19 protein-coding genes are annotated in these 17359 nt (G+C 56.1%); 12 read left to right on the top strand and 7 right to left on the bottom strand.

Features of this window, described 5'->3' with window-relative positions:
* Positions 1–73 precede the first annotated feature (73 nt).
* From ACU4F7_RS08175 to rimJ, 3 genes are read right to left on the bottom strand one after another with little or no spacing between them, the layout of a single operon-like run.
* Positions 74–997, bottom strand: a complete 924-nt coding sequence (locus ACU4F7_RS08175; RefSeq protein ID WP_481638410.1) for a Gfo/Idh/MocA family protein — start codon at positions 995–997, stop codon at positions 74–76.
* A 1-nt stretch (position 998) separates the two neighbouring features.
* Positions 999–1646 (bottom strand): YceH family protein, encoded by a 648-nt coding sequence (locus tag ACU4F7_RS08170; RefSeq protein ID WP_029592494.1) that lies wholly within the window; start codon positions 1644–1646, stop codon positions 999–1001.
* A gap of 9 nt (positions 1647–1655) precedes the next feature.
* The gene (rimJ, locus tag ACU4F7_RS08165) at positions 1656–2240 is read right to left on the bottom strand and encodes a ribosomal protein S5-alanine N-acetyltransferase (RefSeq protein WP_029592493.1); all 585 of its coding nucleotides are present in this window, start codon (positions 2238–2240) and stop codon (positions 1656–1658) included.
* Between the two features lie 268 nt (positions 2241–2508).
* On the opposite strand from rimJ, the gene mdtH reads away from it, so the two are divergent.
* From mdtH to ACU4F7_RS08115, 10 genes are all read left to right on the top strand, one after another.
* Entirely contained in the window at positions 2509–3717 is a 1209-nt protein-coding gene (gene mdtH / locus ACU4F7_RS08160; RefSeq protein WP_029592492.1) for a multidrug efflux MFS transporter MdtH, read from the top strand.
* Positions 3718–3779: 62 nt separating this feature from the next.
* Positions 3780–4427, top strand: coding sequence for a glutaredoxin 2 (grxB, locus tag ACU4F7_RS08155; RefSeq protein WP_029592491.1), 648 nt, complete (start codon positions 3780–3782; stop codon positions 4425–4427).
* Positions 4428–4553: 126 nt separating this feature from the next.
* Positions 4554–5114 carry a lipoprotein gene (locus ACU4F7_RS08150; protein WP_024556676.1) on the top strand — a complete coding sequence of 187 codons (561 nt, stop codon included), beginning with the start codon at positions 4554–4556 and terminating at the stop codon, positions 5112–5114.
* A gap of 124 nt (positions 5115–5238) precedes the next feature.
* Positions 5239–6291, top strand: a complete 1053-nt coding sequence (pyrC, locus tag ACU4F7_RS08145; RefSeq protein ID WP_481638409.1) for a dihydroorotase — start codon at positions 5239–5241, stop codon at positions 6289–6291.
* Between the two features lie 79 nt (positions 6292–6370).
* A complete protein-coding gene (gene dinI, locus ACU4F7_RS08140; RefSeq protein WP_029592489.1) occupies positions 6371–6616 on the top strand; it encodes a DNA damage-inducible protein I in 246 nt (81 codons plus the stop codon).
* A gap of 301 nt (positions 6617–6917) precedes the next feature.
* Complete coding sequence (bssS, locus tag ACU4F7_RS08135) at positions 6918–7172, top strand: biofilm formation regulator BssS (protein WP_034882020.1); 255 nt, start codon at positions 6918–6920, stop codon at positions 7170–7172.
* Between the two features lie 118 nt (positions 7173–7290).
* The gene (solA, locus tag ACU4F7_RS08130; protein ID WP_029592488.1) at positions 7291–8406 is read left to right on the top strand and encodes an N-methyl-L-tryptophan oxidase; all 1116 of its coding nucleotides are present in this window, start codon (positions 7291–7293) and stop codon (positions 8404–8406) included.
* A gap of 66 nt (positions 8407–8472) precedes the next feature.
* Entirely contained in the window at positions 8473–8586 is a 114-nt protein-coding gene (locus ACU4F7_RS08125; protein ID WP_481638408.1) for a DUF2770 family protein, read from the top strand.
* Between the two features lie 274 nt (positions 8587–8860).
* On the top strand, positions 8861–9415 hold the full coding sequence (locus ACU4F7_RS08120) for a cytochrome b (protein WP_481638407.1): 555 nt from the start codon (positions 8861–8863) through the stop codon (positions 9413–9415).
* Positions 9416–9429: 14 nt separating this feature from the next.
* Positions 9430–10005 carry a YceI family protein gene (locus ACU4F7_RS08115; RefSeq protein ID WP_024556671.1) on the top strand — a complete coding sequence of 192 codons (576 nt, stop codon included), beginning with the start codon at positions 9430–9432 and terminating at the stop codon, positions 10003–10005.
* A 47-nt stretch (positions 10006–10052) separates the two neighbouring features.
* On the opposite strand, the gene trhO is transcribed toward ACU4F7_RS08115, so the two are convergent.
* Entirely contained in the window at positions 10053–11102 is a 1050-nt protein-coding gene (gene trhO, locus ACU4F7_RS08110; protein WP_024556670.1) for an oxygen-dependent tRNA uridine(34) hydroxylase TrhO, read from the bottom strand.
* A gap of 232 nt (positions 11103–11334) precedes the next feature.
* On the opposite strand from trhO, the gene ACU4F7_RS08105 reads away from it, so the two are divergent.
* Positions 11335–12258 (top strand): Kdo(2)-lipid IV(A) acyltransferase, encoded by a 924-nt coding sequence (locus tag ACU4F7_RS08105; protein ID WP_029592484.1) that lies wholly within the window; start codon positions 11335–11337, stop codon positions 12256–12258.
* Between the two features lie 180 nt (positions 12259–12438).
* Positions 12439–12813 (top strand): MysB family protein, encoded by a 375-nt coding sequence (locus ACU4F7_RS08100; RefSeq protein WP_024556668.1) that lies wholly within the window; start codon positions 12439–12441, stop codon positions 12811–12813.
* Between the two features lie 3 nt (positions 12814–12816).
* Here the strand turns inward: ACU4F7_RS08100 and ACU4F7_RS08095 are convergent, their stop codons facing one another.
* The 3 genes from ACU4F7_RS08095 to mdoG form a co-directional block, all read right to left on the bottom strand.
* Complete coding sequence (locus ACU4F7_RS08095) at positions 12817–13056, bottom strand: YceK/YidQ family lipoprotein (protein WP_125454260.1); 240 nt, start codon at positions 13054–13056, stop codon at positions 12817–12819.
* A 90-nt stretch (positions 13057–13146) separates the two neighbouring features.
* Positions 13147–15678 carry a glucans biosynthesis glucosyltransferase MdoH gene (gene mdoH, locus ACU4F7_RS08090; protein WP_481638406.1) on the bottom strand — a complete coding sequence of 844 codons (2532 nt, stop codon included), beginning with the start codon at positions 15676–15678 and terminating at the stop codon, positions 13147–13149.
* Positions 15671–17224, bottom strand: coding sequence for a glucans biosynthesis protein MdoG (gene mdoG / locus ACU4F7_RS08085; RefSeq protein WP_029592481.1), 1554 nt, complete (start codon positions 17222–17224; stop codon positions 15671–15673). Before mdoG ends, mdoH begins: the two co-directional genes overlap by 8 nt.
* Positions 17225–17359 lie beyond the last annotated feature (135 nt).

Raw genomic sequence — 17359 nt, 5'->3', positions numbered from 1 at the left:
CGTCGGGGCGTTGAGCGAAGCGCTTAGTCTACTCAACTGCCGGGGAAATACTACCGGCAGTTGTTACGAGGGATTATTCGCTTATCGCCTCCCGCCAGAGTTTCTCGACGATCCGCTGGGCAAGCAGCGCCTGGTCGCCTGCCGTTTCCGGAACAGTCTGATTCGTCACGCAGTCGATGAAGTGACGCGCGCAGCCGGCAAACCCGCGTTGCTCCAGGGTGCTCTGCCAGCCCGGCACCGGGCTGGTTACGACGCCCGCGCCGCGCTCTTCGCGCCATTCACGCATATCGGTGACTTCATAAAGGCCGCCGTCGGTCACCGCCTGTACCCATTCGCGCTGGCTTCCGGCCCGCCGGTGCATGCTGGTGGTGATTTGCAGGCGATCCCGGGCGAAGTGATGTTCCGCATACAGCATTTCGCCCTGCTCATTGGCCAGCAGCGCGCCGCTCTGAAGCGTTCCCTCGCCGCCTGCCAGCCACAGCGCGGTATCCACCACATGCAGATAGTCGTCAAGTAAGGTAAAACGCAAATCATGCGGGCCGACGCTGTCGGCGCGGTGTTTATCCATACGCAGCGAGGCGGCGTCTGTGAGGCGCGCTTTCAGCGCCTGATAGCGTGGGGCGAAGCGTCGGTTGAAGCCCACCATCAGCGTTAGCTTTTTACGGGCGGCCAGCGCCACCAGCCGTTCGGCGTCCGCCAGATTTTCCGCGAGCGGCTTATCCACGCAGACATGCGCGCCCGCATTTAACAGCTCGCTCACTACCTGATAGTGGCTGCTGGTGGCGCTGTGCACGAACACGGCGTCGCACTGCGCGGCGAGCGCCTGCAGCGAGTCGACATAAGGCAGGCGATACGCCTCGCAAACGGGCAGCGCTTTCGCTTTATTCGGCGAAAAAGCGCCGGTTAACCGCCAGTCTGCGGCGTGAGAAAGCACCGGCAGCCACGCTTTTTGCGCAATGCCGCCAAGCCCTACCACGCCGATGCGAAGTTTGCTCATATCAGTCTCCCAGGTGGCCCAGCAGCGCTTCGAGACGGGATTTCAACTCCGCCACTTCCGCTTCCAGCGCCTCGACGCGCTGCGTCAGACTGTCCGCAGGCGCGCTGACCGCCTCCACGGCGGCGACCAGCGTTTCCGTTTCGCCGCTAAAGAGGTGCATATAGCGGCTTTCACGCTTGCCCGGCTCGCGCGGCAGACGCGCGACAAAGGGGCCGTCTTCACGGTTCGCCAGCCCCTCCAGCGCGCTTTCCACTTCAGCCATGTCGGCAAACTCATACATGCGTCCTACCCGGCTGCGCAGTTCGCCCGGCGTTTGCGGTCCGCGCAGCATCAGCGTGGCGACCAGCGCCACCTCCTGCGGCGACAGCTTCAGCGCGCCGAATTCGGAATTGCAGAAGCGCTGCTCATATTTGGTGACGCGGTTGCCAAAACCGCTGACGGTGCGCAGGTAGTGGCGCTTGACCAGCTCATCCAGCGCATCCTGCACGTCGCGCTCTGAAAGGCTCATTACCGGCTCGCGGTTGGTTTTTTGGTTGCAGGCGGTGACCACGCCGTTAACCGAAAGCGGATACTGCTCGGGCGTGGTGACCTGCTTTTCCAGCAGGCTGCCGATGACGCGAGCTTCCACCGCGCTTAACTGATGTTTCATCTTTGCTCCTTAACGACCCGGGGTCCATTCTCTGGCGGTAAGCGCGGTTAACACATGGTCGCGCCACACGCCGTCAATCAGCAGATAATCTTTGGCGTAGCCCTCTTTTTCAAAGCCGAGCCGGGCGAGCAGATCGCCGCTGCGCTTATTGTGCGGCATGTAATTAGCCATAATGCGGTGCATATGCTGGGTGCGTTGCATATAACGAATGGCGGAGGTGAGCGCTTCAAACATCAGCCCCTGCCCCTGCCACTTTTCCCCCAGAGAATACCCGAGGTAGCAGGCGTGAAACGAGCCGCGCACCACATTGGAAAAATTGGCCACGCCGCGGATCGCTTTTTCATCCGGATCGAGCAGCGCGAAATAGAAAGCGCTGCCCTGCTTATGCAGTTCGTTGATCATGCCAAGGCGGGCCTGCCAGCCGGAGGGGTAGCAATGGCTTTCGTCACGCACCGGCTCCCAGGGTTTTAAAAACTGGCGGTTTTCAGCGTAATAATCCGCCAGCCGCCAGGCGTCGCGGTCATGCACCAGCCGCACCACCAGGCGATCGGTCGTTAATCGTACTTTCGGCACGTTACTGCGGTAGCCAAACATTTATCACCCACTCCTTCGTCCACAATAAGCCACACGGCGCGAGCGGCGATACGCCGCTGTCTCATGCGCGGTAAGTTAACTATACCTGTGCGAGACAAAACAGGGAAAACAACAACATACCATTTTCCGCACCCCGCGGCGCTATTTCGATTAACGTCATCAATTAAACATCTGGATCGATAAAAAAATATTATTGTTTTGAATATAGGAAAGTCTAAGACGCACCCGCAAAATAGAGCCTTATCTTTGCGTTTTCCCAGGAGGGGAAATGGCCAGCGTGTCGCAGGCAAGGAGCCTGGGTAAATATTTCCTGCTGATTGACAACATGCTCGTGGTGCTGGGCTTCTTTGTCGTCTTTCCCCTGATTTCTATTCGCTTTGTCGATCAACTGGGCTGGGCCGCGCTGATGGTCGGCATCGCCCTCGGCTTGCGTCAGTTTATTCAGCAGGGGCTTGGGATCTTCGGCGGCGCGATAGCCGACCGTCTTGGCGCCCGGCCGATGATCGTCACCGGCATGCTGATGCGTGCGGCGGGTTTTGCGACGATGGCGGTCGCCCAGGAGCCTTGGATGCTCTGGCTCTCCTGCATTCTCTCCGGCCTTGGCGGCACCCTGTTTGACCCGCCGCGCTCGGCGCTGGTAGTAAAACTGGTGCGTCCGCACCAGCGCGGGCGCTTTTTTTCTCTGCTGATGATGCAGGACAGCGCGGGCGCGGTGATTGGCGCTCTGCTCGGCAGCTGGCTGCTGCAGTATGATTTTCGCCTCGTCTGCGGCGCAGGCGCGCTGCTGTTTGTGATTTGCGCGGGCTTTAACGCCTGGCTGTTGCCGGACTGGAAGCTGTCGACCATCCGCACCCCTTTGCGCGAAGGGATGAGCCGCGTGCTGCGCGACAAGCGGTTTGTCACTTACGTGCTGACGCTCACCGGCTACTACATGCTGGCGGTGCAGGTTATGCTGATGCTGCCGATTATGGTCAATGACATCGCCGGCACGCCCGCCGCCGTGAAATGGATGTACGCCATCGAAGCGACGCTTTCGCTTACCCTGCTCTACCCTGTCGCCCGCTGGAGCGAAAAGCGCTTTCGTCTGGAACACCGTCTGATGGCGGGCCTGCTGCTGATGACGCTGAGCCTGCTGCCGATAGGCCTGGTGGGCAGTTTGCAGCAGCTATTTACCCTGATTTGTCTGTTTTACATCGGCTCGATTATCGCGGAGCCGGCTCGGGAGACGCTCGGCGCTTCGCTCGCCGATTCCCGCGCCCGCGGCAGCTATATGGGCTTCAGCCGCCTTGGCCTCGCCTTTGGCGGCGCGCTCGGCTATGCGGGCGGCGGCTGGCTGTTTGACGCCGGCAAAACGTTGCAGCAGCCAGAGCTGCCCTGGATGATGCTCGGCGTTATCGGCGTAGCGACATTCTTTGCTCTGTGGTGGCAGTTCAGCCAGAAGCGCCTCGAGCCGACCATGCTTGAACCGGGCAGCTAATTTGCCCCGCCCTGGCTTCTCTTCCATACTGAAGGCACGGACGCCATAACAGGAGGAGAAACGTGAAGCTATATATTTACGATCACTGCCCGTTTTGCGTGAAGGCGCGCATGATATTTGGGCTGAAAAATATCCCGGTTGAGCTGAACGTGCTGCTCAACGATGATGAAGAAACGCCCACCCGGATGATCGGTCAGAAGATGGCCCCGATTCTGCAAAAAGATGACAGCCGCTATCTGCCGGAAAGCCTCGATATTGTTTACTACGTCGATAAGCTCGACGGCAAACCGCTGCTCACCGGGAAGCGTAATCCGGCCGTTGAAACCTGGCTTCGTAAAGTAAACGGCTACGTCAACCGCCTGCTGCTGCCGCGCATCGCCAAAGCGCCTTTTGATGAGTTCGCCACCCCACAGGCGCGGGCTTACTTTGTGAAAAAGAAAGAGGCGGCGATTGGCGCTTTCGACGAGCATCTTGCCCACTCGGCAGGGCTTATCAAGAACATCAACGATGATTTGCGCGATCTCGATAAGCTGATTAAGCAGCCTAACGCCGTCAATGGCGAGCTCTCAGAGGATGATATTCATCTCTTCCCGCTGCTGCGTAACCTGACGCTGGTGGCAGGCGTAGAGTACCCGACCCGCGTGGCGGATTACCGGGACAATATGGCCAAACAAACCCAGGTCAATCTTCTCTCCTCAATCTCTATTTAATCCTTATGCCGGTGGCCGCCACCGGCTTTTTCAGCCTTTTCCGCTGGCGACACTTATTCTGGCGCGACATGCTGCTTTGTGTCAGGATCCCCTGGCACGGACTTTGTGTACATGTCGAGGAATGAGATGAAGAGCTTTATTGTCGCCGCCGCGCTGGTTGTCAGCGGTCTGCTGGCAGGGTGTAACCAGTTAACCCAGTACACGGTTACCGAGCAGGAAATTAACCAGGCGCTGCAAAAGCGCAATAATTTCTCGCGTGATATTGGCGTGCCGGGCGTGGCGGATGCCCACATCGTGCTGAGCAACCTGGCAAGCCAGATTGGGCGTGAAGAGCCGAACAAAGTCACGCTGACCGGCGACGCCAGTCTGGATATGACCTCCCTTTTCGGCAATCAAAAAGCGAACATGAAGCTGACGCTGAAAGCGCTGCCGGTCTTTAACAAAGAGAAGGGGGCGATTTATCTCCAGGAAATGGAGGTGGTTAACGCGACGGTGCAGCCGCAAAAAATGCAGGCGTTGCTGGAGACCCTGACGCCTTACCTTAACCAGTCGCTGCGCAGCTATTTCAATCAGCACCCCGCTTATGTGCTGAGCGAAGATGGCAGCGAAGGCGAAAAGCTGGCCAAACGCTATGCCAAAGGGCTGGAAGTGAAGCCGGGTGAAATCGTGATCCCCTTTATAGACTGAGTCTCCGCGCCGGGGTGATGGCCCCGGCGCGAAGCACGAAAAGGGTGCAAACGAAAACGTTTCCGCTTATCCTTAGTGCCCGGCGCAAATCCAGCCATTTTTGTCCTTCTAGCCGGAGCATTTCATGACTGAACAACCCCAGGTGTTAACCATCCGCCGTCCTGACGACTGGCATCTCCATCTACGCGATGGCGAGATGCTGCAAACCGTTCTGCCTTATACCAGCGAGACCTATGCGCGCGCCATCGTCATGCCGAACCTGGCTCCTCCGGTCACTACCGTGGCGGCGGCTGTCGCTTATCGCCAGCGTATTCTGGACGCCGTCCCCGCAGGCCATACGTTTGAACCGCTGATGACCTGCTACCTGACCGACACGCTGGATGCCGACGAACTGGCGCGCGGCTTCGAGGAAGGGGTCTTTACGGCCGCCAAGCTCTATCCGGCGAACGCCACCACTAACTCAAGCCACGGCGTCACCAGCATCGACGCGATCATGCCCGTGCTGGAGCGCATGGAGCGCCTGGGCATGCCGCTGCTGGTGCATGGCGAAGTGACTCACGCGGATATCGATATTTTCGATCGCGAAGCGCGGTTTATCGAAACGGTAATGGAACCGCTGCGCCGCCGCCTGCCGGGGCTGAAAGTGGTGTTTGAACATATCACGACCAAAGACGCCGCCCAGTATGTGCGCGAAGGCAACGAGCTTCTTGCCGCCACCATTACGCCGCAGCATTTGATGTTCAACCGCAACCATATGCTGGTTGGCGGCGTGCGCCCTCACCTCTATTGCCTGCCCATCCTTAAACGCAGCGTTCACCAGCAGGCGCTGCGCGAACTAGTGGCGAGCGGCTTTGAGCGCGCTTTCCTCGGCACCGACTCTGCGCCGCACGCCCGCCATCGCAAAGAAGCCAGCTGCGGCTGCGCCGGATGTTTTAACGCGCCTTCCGCGCTGGGCGCTTACGCCACGGTGTTTGAAGAGATGAACGCGCTGGCCCATTTTGAAGCGTTCTGTTCGCTCAACGGCCCGCGCTTCTACGGCCTGCCGGTAAACGAAGACACTATCGAGCTGGTGCGTGAAGAGGTAGAGATGCCGCAAAGCATCAGCCTTAGCGACGACAGCATCGTGCCGTTCCTGGCCGGTGAAAAAGTGCGCTGGTCCGTGAAACGTCAGGCATAAATCTTATTAATCGCCCCCCCTGTTGCAAGCCATCGCAATTATCTGTATAAATATACAGTATCGTTAACAGGGGGTTTTTATGCGTGTAGAAGTAACTATCGCCAGAACCACAACGCTGCCGCCTGGCGCTATCGACGCCCTGGCCTGCGAGCTTAGCCGTCGTATTGAACAACAGTTCCCCGACTTTGCAAACCGCGTCCAGGTGCGCTATGCCGCCACCAATAATCTTTCGGTACTGGGCGCAGGCAAAGAAGCGAAAGATCGGGTCAGCGAAATTCTTCAGGAAACCTGGGAAAGCGCTGAGGATTGGTTTAGCGAACCCTGACTTAACCTAAATTTCTCTTATGGTGTCGTTTCCGGGCTTCGCCGCCCGGCTTTTTTTATTTCTGCTATTATTAATAAAGTGCTTTTCAGCATATCCTTATTGATCCTTCCTTTTCACGTCTGTTATTGAATAATTTGCCGTTTTATTGTTCAAATAAATCAATTATTTCAAAAAATGTGTTGCAGGGTATTTATTTTTGCCTCTTTTTAGCATATTGATTGATATACTTAGACAGCTTCAATAAAACACGCATTGAAACCTCATGAGCCGTTGTCTTTAAGCACGTACTAAGGGGGTTATGATGGAAAAAATTAATGAAGTTATTCAGACACATCCCCTTGTTGGATGGGATATCAGCACTGTAGATAGCTACGATGCCATGATGCTAAGGCTGCATTATTTGACTTCCAATCCGTCTGACCATGAAGAGACGGAAATAGGCCAGACGTTATGGCTAACCACCGATGTAGCCAGACAATTTATTTCCATTTTAGAAGCTGGCATTGCAAAAATTGAATCCAGCGAGTACCAGGAAAATGATTATCGCAAGCATTAGTCTGATGCTTCCCTTATAACCATCGGGCGCTCTTCGGAGCGCCATTATTATTTTTAGCCTTGTGCAACCTTCCCGCCTTAATTACTCTGCTAAGTAACAACCTATGCGGAGCACCTCCATGCAATACGATTTGATTATCATTGGCAGCGGTTCGGTTGGCGCAGCGGCAGGCTATTACGCCACCCGGGCAGGGCTGAATGTCCTGATGACGGACAGTGGTCATCCGCCGCACCAGCAAGGCAGCCATCATGGCGAAACACGGCTTATCCGCCACGCTTACGGCGAAGGTGAAATCTATGTCCCGCTGGTGCTGCGCGCCCAGGCGTTATGGGATGAGCTTCAGTCCCTTACCGAAGCGCGTATTTTTCAGCGCAGCGGCGTCATTAACCTGGGCCCCGCCCATTCTGAATTTTTGCGCAACGTAGCGCAAAGCGCTCAGCGCTGGCAGTTGCCGCTTGAGACCTTCAATGCCGAACAACTCATGGCGCGCTGGCCGGAATTTCGCGTGCCGGATGATTATATCGGCTTGTTCGAACCCAATTCCGGCGTGCTTTACAGCGAAACCGCTATCGCTAACTATATTCGCCTTGCTGAAGAGGCGGGCTGCGCCCAGCTCTTTAACTGCGCGGTCACCGCAATAGAGCCTCAGGCGCAGGGAGTGCGCGTAGTTACCGAGGATGGCGAATACGAAGGGCGCAAGGCGCTGATCAGCGCAGGTACGTGGGTTAAGCGTCTGGCGCCGCAACTGCCCATTACGCCGGTGCGCAAGGTGTTCGCCTGGTATCAGGCTGACGGGCGCTACAGCGTTAATAATCGCTTTCCCGCCTTTACTGGCGAGATGGCGAATGGCGACCAGTATTACGGCTTCCCGGCGGAAGATAACGCGCTGAAAATCGGCAAGCATAACGGCGGTCAGCCTATCAATTCCGCGCAAGAGCGCAAACCTTTTGGCGCAGTGGCGACCGACGGCGCCGAGGCGTTTCCTTTCCTGCGCCAGCATCTGCCTGGCATCGGCGGCTGTCTGCATGGCGCGTCCTGCACCTATGATAACTCCCCGGATGAAGATTTTATCGTCGACACCCTGCCTGATTTCCCGCAGGCGATGATAGTGACCGGCCTCAGCGGTCACGGCTTTAAATTCGCGTCGGTGTTGGGCGAGATTGCGAGCCAGTTTGCCGCGGATAAACCTGTTGAGTTTGATCTCACCCCTTTTAGCCTGTCGCGATTCAAATAAACGCAGCGGCCTGCGGGCCGCTTTTTGTTACTCTGGAACAAGGCGCTAATGGTTAAAAGGACAGGTATGCAGCGGCTGATTCGTTTTCTGGTAAACAATGTTCGGGAACATTTGCTGGTTTATCTGGCGCTTTCTGCTCTGTTGGCGCTGCTGGATCTGCTGTGGATTTACGCCGGTTAGCGCCATTAACTATTCAAAATAACTGACACACAGCTTACAAAAATTGACAACAAGCATGATTATTCTGTCGCTATTTTCTTTTTATTATATCTAAATAACCGTAATTTACTGTTTTAAAGCTAAATCTCAGAGGTTATTTACCGTTTATCCGTCTTTCAATAGCCCAAATTTATCAATCAAATTTTCTGAATTAGATTGTTGATTTTTTTGGTTTGCTTTTGGAACCTTCAACGGTCACTGTGGCTGCATCTTATTTATTAACGGATGCGTAACAATGCAGTGGCGTAACACACCGTCGCAATATGGACATTTATCAGTACTGCTTCACTGGCTAATGGCGCTCGCCGTTTATGGCATGTTTGCGCTTGGGCTGTGGATGGTGACGCTTGGCTATTATGATGTCTGGTATCACCGGGCCCCGGAACTGCACAAAAGTATCGGCATCGTTATTTTTCTCTTTTTACTGGTGCGGGTTATCTGGCGCTTTGTTTCGCCGCCGCCTCCCCCGCTCTCTTCTTATTCCCGACTGACGCGCGCGAGCGCCGTCGCCGTTCACGTGCTGCTCTATCTGTTGCTGTTCGCGATTTTGCTGAGCGGTTATCTGATTTCGACCGCCGAAGGCAAACCCGTCAGCGTGTTTGGGCTTGTTGAAATCCCGGCTATCTTCAGCGGCGCGGGCGAACAAGCCGATACGGCAGGCGATATTCACCTCTGGCTCGCCTGGAGCGTAGTGCTGCTCTCGGTGCTCCACGCTTTCGCCGCGCTGAAGCACCATTTCATCGATAAAGACGTTACCCTCAAGCGTATGCTCGGGAAATCGTCGCATTAACCAAGGAGTGATAAATGAAAAAAAGCCTGATGGGGTTAACGCTCGCCGCCCTGTTCTTTACTACCGGCTCCGCTGTCGCGGCCGATTACAAGATCGATAAAGAGGGCCAGCACGCCTTCGTTAACTTCCGTATTAAGCACCTTGGCTACAGCTGGCTCTACGGCACCTTCCGCGATTTCGACGGCACCTTTACTTTTGATGAGAAAAACCCGTCGGCGGATAAAGTTAATGTCACTATCAACACGACCAGCATCGATACCAACCACGCCGAGCGTGATAAACACCTGCGCAGCGCGGAGTTCCTGAACGTAGCCAAATTCCCGCAGGCGACCTTCACCTCCACGTCTGTGAAGCAAGATGGCGATGAGCTGGACATCACCGGCAACTTTACGCTTAACGGCGTGACTAAACCGCTGACGCTGGAAGCCAAACTGATTGGCCAGGGCGACGATCCGTGGGGCGGCGTTCGCGCAGGCTTTGAAGCGGAAGGGAAAATTAAACTCAAAGACTACAACATTACTACCGATCTCGGCCCCGCTTCTCAGGAAGTTGACCTGATTATTTCGGTCGAAGGCGTGCGCCAGAAGTAATTCCGTTTGAATTGCGCTAAAAAAAAGCCTCCCTGCGGAGGCTTTTTTTATTGCGGATCGGGAATGCCGAGTACGGTATTCAAGCGGCCACGGGATTTGTTAAAGATTTTATTGCCGTTTTCGCGACCGGCGCGGCGGCGGCGCTGCTCTTCTTCCGGCAGCGCGCTCTCATCGCGGCAAAGCTCGCTGCAGCAGCCCTGAAACTTCTCTGCGCAGGTCGGACACTGAATAAACAGCAGATGGCAGCCGTCATTCTTGCAATTGGTGTGGCTGTCGCAAGGCGCGCCGCACTGATGGCAATGCGCAATCACATCATCAGAGATGCGCTCGCCCATGCGCTCGTCAAAAACGAAGTTTTTGCCGACGAAACGCACCGGCAGGCCCTGCTCGCGGGCTTTGCGGGCATACTCAATGATGCCGCCTTCGATGTGCCAGACTTTATTAAAACCGTTGTGACGCATCCACGCGCTCGCTTTTTCGCAGCGAATGCCGCCGGTGCAGTACATAACAATTTTCTTGTCTTTATGCTCCTGCATCATCTCCACCGCTTTCGGCAACTGCTCGCGGAAGGTGTCCGCCGGGATTTCCAGCGCGTTTTCGAAGTGCCCCACTTCATATTCATAGTGGTTGCGCATATCGATAAACACCGCGTCGGGGTCATCCAGCATGGCGTTCACTTCCGCCGCCTTCAGGTACTCGCCAACGTCGCTGGCGTTGAAGGTTGGGTCATCAATGCCGTCCGCTACGATGCGGTCGCGCACTTTCATGCGCAGCACCCAGAACGATTTACCATCATCGTCCAGCGCAATGTTCAACCGCAGGCCGTCCAGCGCCGGGTCAAAGCCGTACAGCAGCGTGCGAAACGCTTCAACCTTGCTTTGCGGCACGCTGATTTGAGCGTTGATCCCTTCATGGGCAAGATAGACGCGACCGAAAACGTTAAGTTCGGTAAACGCTTTATAGAGGTTATCGCGAGTCGCTTTCGGGTCGGCGATGGTGAAATATTTATAGAATGAGATAGTGGTGCGCGGCTCGGTTTCCGCCAGCATGCGCGCCCTCAGCTCCTCATTCGAAATGCGGTTGTGTAACACTGGCATGGTGTACGTATCCTGCAATCGTTAGGGGAATGAAAATCGGCGGGCATGATATAGCAATTACCGCTAATTTACATCCATGAATTTTGCGCTACATTTCCATCACTTTGTTTCTGCAGATTTCTCTAAACTGGCGTGAAAACCACCGCCTGTCGTCCATGAATTTTGGCAGGACGGAAAATAATGTCACAATGTCTGCGACAAGTGGACTTGCCTGCAACCTAATGGAATTTTCATGACGACCCATTTACCCCAATTCAACCGCGCTCTGCTGCATCCCCGCTACTGGCTGACATGGCTTGGCATTGGCGTGCTTTATCTCGTCGTGCTGCTGCCTTATCCGGTGATTTACCGCCTTGGCTGCGGCATGGGCCGTCTGGCGATGCGAGTGATGAAGCGCCGCGCCCGTATCGCCCACCGCAACCTTGAGCTCTGCTTCCCGGACATGAGCGAAGCGGAACGCCAGAAGCTGGTGGAGAAGAATTTTGAATCCGTCGGCATGGGCCTGATGGAAACCGGCATGGCCTGGTTCTGGCCGAACTGGCGCGTGGAGCGCTGGTTTGATGTCTCCGGCGTGGAGCCAGTGAAAGCGCTACTGGCGCAGAAACAGGGGATTTTGCTCATCGGCGTGCACTTCCTGACGCTTGAGCTCGGCGCGCGCATCTTTGGCATGCATACGCCGGGCATCGGGGTTTATCGCCCCAATGACAATCCGCTGCTTGACTGGCTGCAAACCTGGGGACGCCTGCGCTCTAATAAAACCATGCTCGATCGTAAAGATCTCAAAGGTATGATCAAGGCGCTGAAAAGCGGCGAAATTATCTGGTACGCGCCGGACCACGACTACGGCCCGCGCAACAGCGTTTTCGTTCCCCTTTTCGCCGTCGAACAAGCCGCCACCACGTCCGGCACCTGGATGCTGGCAAAGATGTCTAAAGCCTGCATAGTGCCTTTTGTACCGCGCCGCAAGCCTGGCGGCAAAGGCTACGAGCTGTTAGCCCTTGAACCGGAGTGTCAGCCGCCGCTGGGCGATGCCGAAGAAACGGCAGCCTGGATGAACAAAGTGGTGGAGAAATGTATTCTCATGGCGCCGGATCAGTACATGTGGCTGCATCGCCGTTTTAAAACCCGCCCGCAAGGGGTGCCTTCCCGCTATTAATTCCACTGCCCCGGCCAAATCCAGGCCGGGGCAGCGTTTCCCCGCTCAGACGCAGCGTTTCTCTCTAAGACGCTGATGTTGCGCATGATATTTCCCCCCTTTTTTTCGCTTTCTTATTTGCAATTATGGATCTTCGTCTATCCTTTCCTGAAACAACCATGTCTGTTCAGGGAGAAAATTATGTCCATGTTTGCAACGCTTGAAGAAGCCATCGACGCTGCACGCGAAGAGTTCCTCGCCGACAATCCGGGGATGGACGAAGAAGATGCGGTTGTCCAGCAACTCAACATCCAGAAATATGTTCTGCAGGACGGCGAGATAATGTGGCAGGTCGAGTTCTTCGCCACCGACGAGGAGCAAGGCGAGTGCCTGCCGGTACTGAGCGGGGAAGCGGCGCAGAGCGTCTTTGACGGCGACTACGACGAGATTGAGCTTCGTCAGGAGTGGCTGGAAGAGAACACGTTGCATGAATGGGATGAAGGGGAATTTCAGCTTGAACCGCCGCTGGATACGGAAGAAGGTCGCACCGCGGCGGATGAATGGGATGAACGCTAAGCGTTATTCATAGGGGCCGTGATGCATGTCTATCGGCAGCAATAGCGTGTCGAAGACCAGCGAGAACGGCAGATCCAGCACCGTGACATAACGCCACGCGGAATCTCTTACGTCCCACTGCACGCCGGGGTAATACTGGTTGCCATGTCCCTGCCCCGGCACCGCGCGACTGATTATGCTGCCGCATCCGCTCAGCAGACAGGCCGCCAGAACAAGCGCCACTGCTTTCAAACCACACCTCATCATTCTTCGTTTCCGCTAAGTATATGTCGTAACCCGTCAGGTGAAAAAAATGCCGGCCATTGAGGCCGGCATTTTCACACGAGGTTTTGCTTATCCGCGTGTCTTCAGCGCATGCGGGTTAAGCTGTAACGCTTTGTAATGACTCACCCAGGAGGAATAGCGTTCCGGCGCCGACCAGACGCGATAGTGCAGCCGCGCCATAGTCACCGGGTCGCTCAGCAGCACCAGGCGACGGTCACGGTTGAGTTTATCCGGCGTTTCATTCAGCGCCTGCTCAACGTGACGGTCACGAGCAATTTCCAGCACATGGCTTGCACGGTGACGCGCGGTGGCCATCGCTGTCGCCAGCGCATTGAAGGATGGATGGAATACGGCGTGCATAAACCCATCTTCCAGCGAACGGCTGCGGTTCTGCTCCAGATACTTATCGGTATCCACCAGCACCTGCGGCGGCGAATACTCTTCCGGGATCAGGAACAGTTTCCAGCGTTTTGTACGCAGTCCCACCGTTGAACGGCTTGAAATAACCGACACAAACGGCGACAGGATCAGCGAGAAAACGATAGGCGCCAGCCAGAAGAGGAAGCGCAGATCGAGCCACGCCATCCCCACCGCCCAGACCAGGCCCAGCAGCAGTTGAGAACCATGGCGCATGAAGGCTTCGCCCCACGGAGTGGAGTCATCATCACGCTGCGGCGAGTTCCATACCACTTCCCAGCCAAGGAAAGCGCTGACCACGAACACGGTGTGGAACAGCATGCGAACCGGCGCCAGCAGTACCGAGAAAAGGACTTCCAGCAGCAGCGAAAGCGTTACGCGCAAGAAGCCGCCATACTCTTTCGAGCCTTTGCACCAGATAAGCACTACGCTCAACAGCTTCGGCAGGAACAGCAGCACCATGGTCGAGGCGAACAGCGCAATCGCCAGTTCTGGACGCCATTGCGGCCAGACCGGGAAAAGCTGACGCGGCTGGAGGAAGTACTGCGGCTCAGTGAGCGCATGCACCACCTGAAGCGCCGTGGAAAGCGCAAGGAACAAGAACCAGAGCGGCGCGGAGAGATAAGACATTACGCCGGTCAGGAACACCGCACGGTGAACCGGGTGCATCCCTTTCACCAAAAACAGGCGGAAGTTCATCAGGTTGCCGTGGCACCAGCGGCGGTCGCGTTTGAGCTCGTCGAGCAGGTTCGGCGGCAGTTCTTCATAGGAGCCAGGCAGGTCGTAGGCAATCCAGACGCCCCAGCCTGCGCGGCGCATCAGCGCGGCTTCCACGAAGTCGTGCGACAGAATGGAACCGGCAAAGGAGCCCTCGCCCGGCAGCGGCGCCAGCGCGCAGTGCTCGATAAACGGCTTCACGCGGATAATGGCGTTGTGGCCCCAGTAGTGCGACTCGCCAAGCTGCCAGAAATGAAGGCCAGCGGTAAAGAGCGGGCCGTAAACGCGGGTCGCGAACTGCTGGCAGCGCGCATAGAGCGTATCCATACCGGAAGCCTTCGGCGAAGACTGGATGATCCCGGCGTTCGGGTTCGCTTCCATCAGGCGCACAAGGCCGGTCAGACAGTCGCCGGTCATCACCGAGTCCGCATCCAGCACGACCATGTAGCTGTACTGGCTGCCCCAGCGGCGGCAGAAGTCATCAATGTTGCCGCTTTTACGCTTCACGCGACGACGACGGCGGCGATAGAAGATTTGCCCTTCGCCCTGCACTTCGGCAATCAACTCCATCCAGGCTTTTTGCTCAGCCACGCAAATATCGGGGTTGTAGCTGTCGCTCAGAATGTAAACGTCGAAGTGCTGCTGTTGCCCTGTCGCTTTCACCGACTCCCACGTCGCGCGCAGCCCCGCGAAAACGCGGTCCACGTCTTCGTTGCAGATAGGCATAATTAGCGCGGTGCGGTGCTCCGGGTTGATCGGCTCATCGCCCACCGTTGAGGCGGAGATACTGTATTTATCGCGCCCAATCAGCAGCTGCAAAAAGCCCATCAGCGCGGTCCAGAAACCGGCGGAGACCCAGCAGAAAAGAATAGCGAAGAGGATAAGGATGCCGCTTTGCAGCACATAAGGCAGCAACTGCATAAAGGAGACCCAGATATCCTGGCCAATCATATCCGCCGGATTGATGAGCGCCCAGCCCTGGTACGGAAGGATAGTCTTCATATACCAGGTGGCGACCACGGTCTGGGAGAGCGTCAGCAGCAGCAGGATGTAACGGCGGATGGTGCCGACGGTACGCCATTTCTGCTCAGCGACTTGCTCCTCTTTTGAGAGGCGCGACATGTAGCGCGGCAGCACTTCGCGTCCGCGCAAGCGATCCCAGAAGCGTCCAATCGGGTTGGTGCGCCACGGGTCGGGGAACATAGAGGAGCGTTTTGCTTTCGGCATCGCCTCCAGCTGAGTACGCCCCTCGTCATCCTTAATAAGCTGCCCTTGCGCCAGCGACTCGGGCCAGCTGTGCTCAAGGCGCGCCTTTACCGAGCCCAGCGGCGTATCATCGTCCCGTTCGTAAACGCGGCCTTCGCCCCCAAGCGCCTCGTGGACGCCGCGAAGGCTGGCGTCCGGCAGCGCCGCTTTCTCAGCGGCGGAAAGCGGCAGCAGGTTAATATACTCAGTCAACTTATTCATTGGCAGGTAGCTGATAGCTCCAGGTTTCACTCAGCGTCTGGTCGCCGTTCATCAGCGCAGCACGCATATCAGTGGTTTTCTTCGCGTCTTTGATTTTCACGCGCAGCGTCATGCGCCAGCCCTGAGTGACCGGGTTATAACGCACGTTGCTGTCAACGATCTCGCCGTTGTCGCCAATGCTGGTCTGCGCGGCGACAGGGGTCTCCGGCGGCAGCGCTTTCATATCTGCGCCTGCGAAATCCACAATAAACGCGATAGTGCCGTCCGGCTGGCGGATAAGGTTGGACTGCTTCACATCGCCCGTGGAGCGACGCGTCTGCAGAACATAAGCATTATCGGCGGCATGGAGTTTATCTTCATCGCGGCTAAAGGTGATGGTGTACTTGAAGTTCATCTCCTTGCCCGGTTCCGGCAGTTGATCCGGCGTCCAGTACGTCACGATGTTGTCGTTGGTTTCATCGTTAGTGGGAATTTCCACCAGCTCGACTTTACCCTTGCCCCACTGCCCCTGCGGCGTGACCCAGGCGCTCGGGCGCTGATCGTAACGATCGTCCAGATCCTCGAAGCGGTTAAACTCGCGGCCGCGCTGCAGCAAACCGAATCCCTGCGGGTTTTCAGTGCTGTAGCTGCTCACCGCCAGATGACGCGGGTTGTTCAACGGACGCCAGATCCACTCATTATTGCCAGCGTGAATGGAAAGACCGTTGGAATCATGCAGTTCCGGACGGAAATTGGTATTCGGCGACGGTTGGTTCGGCCCAAACAGGAACATGCTGGTCAGCGGCGCGACCCCAAGCTTGCCGACTTTGTCGCGCAAATAGACTTTCGACTGCACGTCCACCACCGTATCGCTGCCAGGCTGAATAACAAAACGGTAGGCGCCGGTCGCGCGCGGGGAGTCCAGCAGCGCATAAATCGTCAGGCGCTTGTCGTTGGGTTTCGGACGCTCAATCCAGTACTCGCGAAAGCGCGGAAACTCTTCGCCAGAAGGCAAGGCGGTGTCGATAGCCAGACCGCGCGCGGAGAGACCATAAACCTGGCCCTGCCCTATCACGCGGAAGTAGCTTGCGCCAAGCATGCTGACAATCTCGTCGTTCTTATCTTTGCTGTTGATGGGATAAAGCACTTTAAAGCCCGCAAAGCCTAAATCTTTTACGGTCTCTTTATCATGCTGCACATTGCCGAAATTAAAATAATCCGGGCTGTACTTGATTTTGTGCACCGCGTTGGCGGTCACTTCGTTCAGAGTGACAGGCACGTCGAAGTACATACCCTGATGGTAGAATTCGAGTTTGAACGGAGTCTTTACCTTGCTCCAGTAGGCTTTGTCGTGATTGAACTGGATCTGTTGATAGTCCGCATACTTCATATCGCGGAAGACGGAGGGCAGGTTGCTTTTAGGTGCTTCGTAGCTTTTACCCGCTAATGATTTCGCTTGTTTTGCGACATCATCGATAGTGAAGGCCCAAACCGAAGTGGTATAAAGGGACAACATCACTGCCGCACCCAACCAGCGCATTTTCATCATTTGTGGTTTATGTTTCATATTAACCAGCACATCCCCCTTTGTGTGCTTCAATCAATCCGATCCATTTTAATGGAAACTTCAGCTTTCCGACAACACAATCACCGCTTTGTTCAGCCGCTGGCTCAGGTATTAAGCAAATGAAAGCGCGTGACT

Source organism: Franconibacter pulveris, from assembly GCF_056780215.1.
Note: the sequence above shows the minus strand (reverse complement) of the source record. Positions and strands in the feature narration are given on the sequence as shown.

What these genes read in the sequence shown, in the direction of transcription:
- dinI (WP_029592489.1), top strand. Translation starts at nt 6,371, where the DNA reads ATGCGTGTAGAAGTAACTATCGCCAGAACCACAACGCTGCCGCCTGGC.
- ACU4F7_RS08095 (WP_125454260.1), bottom strand. Translation starts at nt 13,056, where the DNA reads ATGAGGTGTGGTTTGAAAGCAGTGGCGCTTGTTCTGGCGGCCTGTCTG.
- ACU4F7_RS08170 (WP_029592494.1), bottom strand. Translation starts at nt 1,646, where the DNA reads ATGAAACATCAGTTAAGCGCGGTGGAAGCTCGCGTCATCGGCAGCCTG.
- rimJ (WP_029592493.1), bottom strand. Translation starts at nt 2,240, where the DNA reads ATGTTTGGCTACCGCAGTAACGTGCCGAAAGTACGATTAACGACCGAT.
- mdoG (WP_029592481.1), bottom strand. Translation starts at nt 17,224, where the DNA reads ATGAAACATAAACCACAAATGATGAAAATGCGCTGGTTGGGTGCGGCA.
- solA (WP_029592488.1), top strand. Translation starts at nt 7,291, where the DNA reads ATGCAATACGATTTGATTATCATTGGCAGCGGTTCGGTTGGCGCAGCG.
- ACU4F7_RS08175 (WP_481638410.1), bottom strand. Translation starts at nt 997, where the DNA reads ATGAGCAAACTTCGCATCGGCGTGGTAGGGCTTGGCGGCATTGCGCAA.
- ACU4F7_RS08105 (WP_029592484.1), top strand. Translation starts at nt 11,335, where the DNA reads ATGACGACCCATTTACCCCAATTCAACCGCGCTCTGCTGCATCCCCGC.
- ACU4F7_RS08120 (WP_481638407.1), top strand. Translation starts at nt 8,861, where the DNA reads ATGCAGTGGCGTAACACACCGTCGCAATATGGACATTTATCAGTACTG.
- trhO (WP_024556670.1), bottom strand. Translation starts at nt 11,102, where the DNA reads ATGCCAGTGTTACACAACCGCATTTCGAATGAGGAGCTGAGGGCGCGC.
- mdtH (WP_029592492.1), top strand. Translation starts at nt 2,509, where the DNA reads ATGGCCAGCGTGTCGCAGGCAAGGAGCCTGGGTAAATATTTCCTGCTG.
- ACU4F7_RS08115 (WP_024556671.1), top strand. Translation starts at nt 9,430, where the DNA reads ATGAAAAAAAGCCTGATGGGGTTAACGCTCGCCGCCCTGTTCTTTACT.
- bssS (WP_034882020.1), top strand. Translation starts at nt 6,918, where the DNA reads ATGGAAAAAATTAATGAAGTTATTCAGACACATCCCCTTGTTGGATGG.
- ACU4F7_RS08125 (WP_481638408.1), top strand. Translation starts at nt 8,473, where the DNA reads ATGCAGCGGCTGATTCGTTTTCTGGTAAACAATGTTCGGGAACATTTG.
- ACU4F7_RS08150 (WP_024556676.1), top strand. Translation starts at nt 4,554, where the DNA reads ATGAAGAGCTTTATTGTCGCCGCCGCGCTGGTTGTCAGCGGTCTGCTG.
- ACU4F7_RS08100 (WP_024556668.1), top strand. Translation starts at nt 12,439, where the DNA reads ATGTCCATGTTTGCAACGCTTGAAGAAGCCATCGACGCTGCACGCGAA.
- pyrC (WP_481638409.1), top strand. Translation starts at nt 5,239, where the DNA reads ATGACTGAACAACCCCAGGTGTTAACCATCCGCCGTCCTGACGACTGG.
- mdoH (WP_481638406.1), bottom strand. Translation starts at nt 15,678, where the DNA reads ATGAATAAGTTGACTGAGTATATTAACCTGCTGCCGCTTTCCGCCGCT.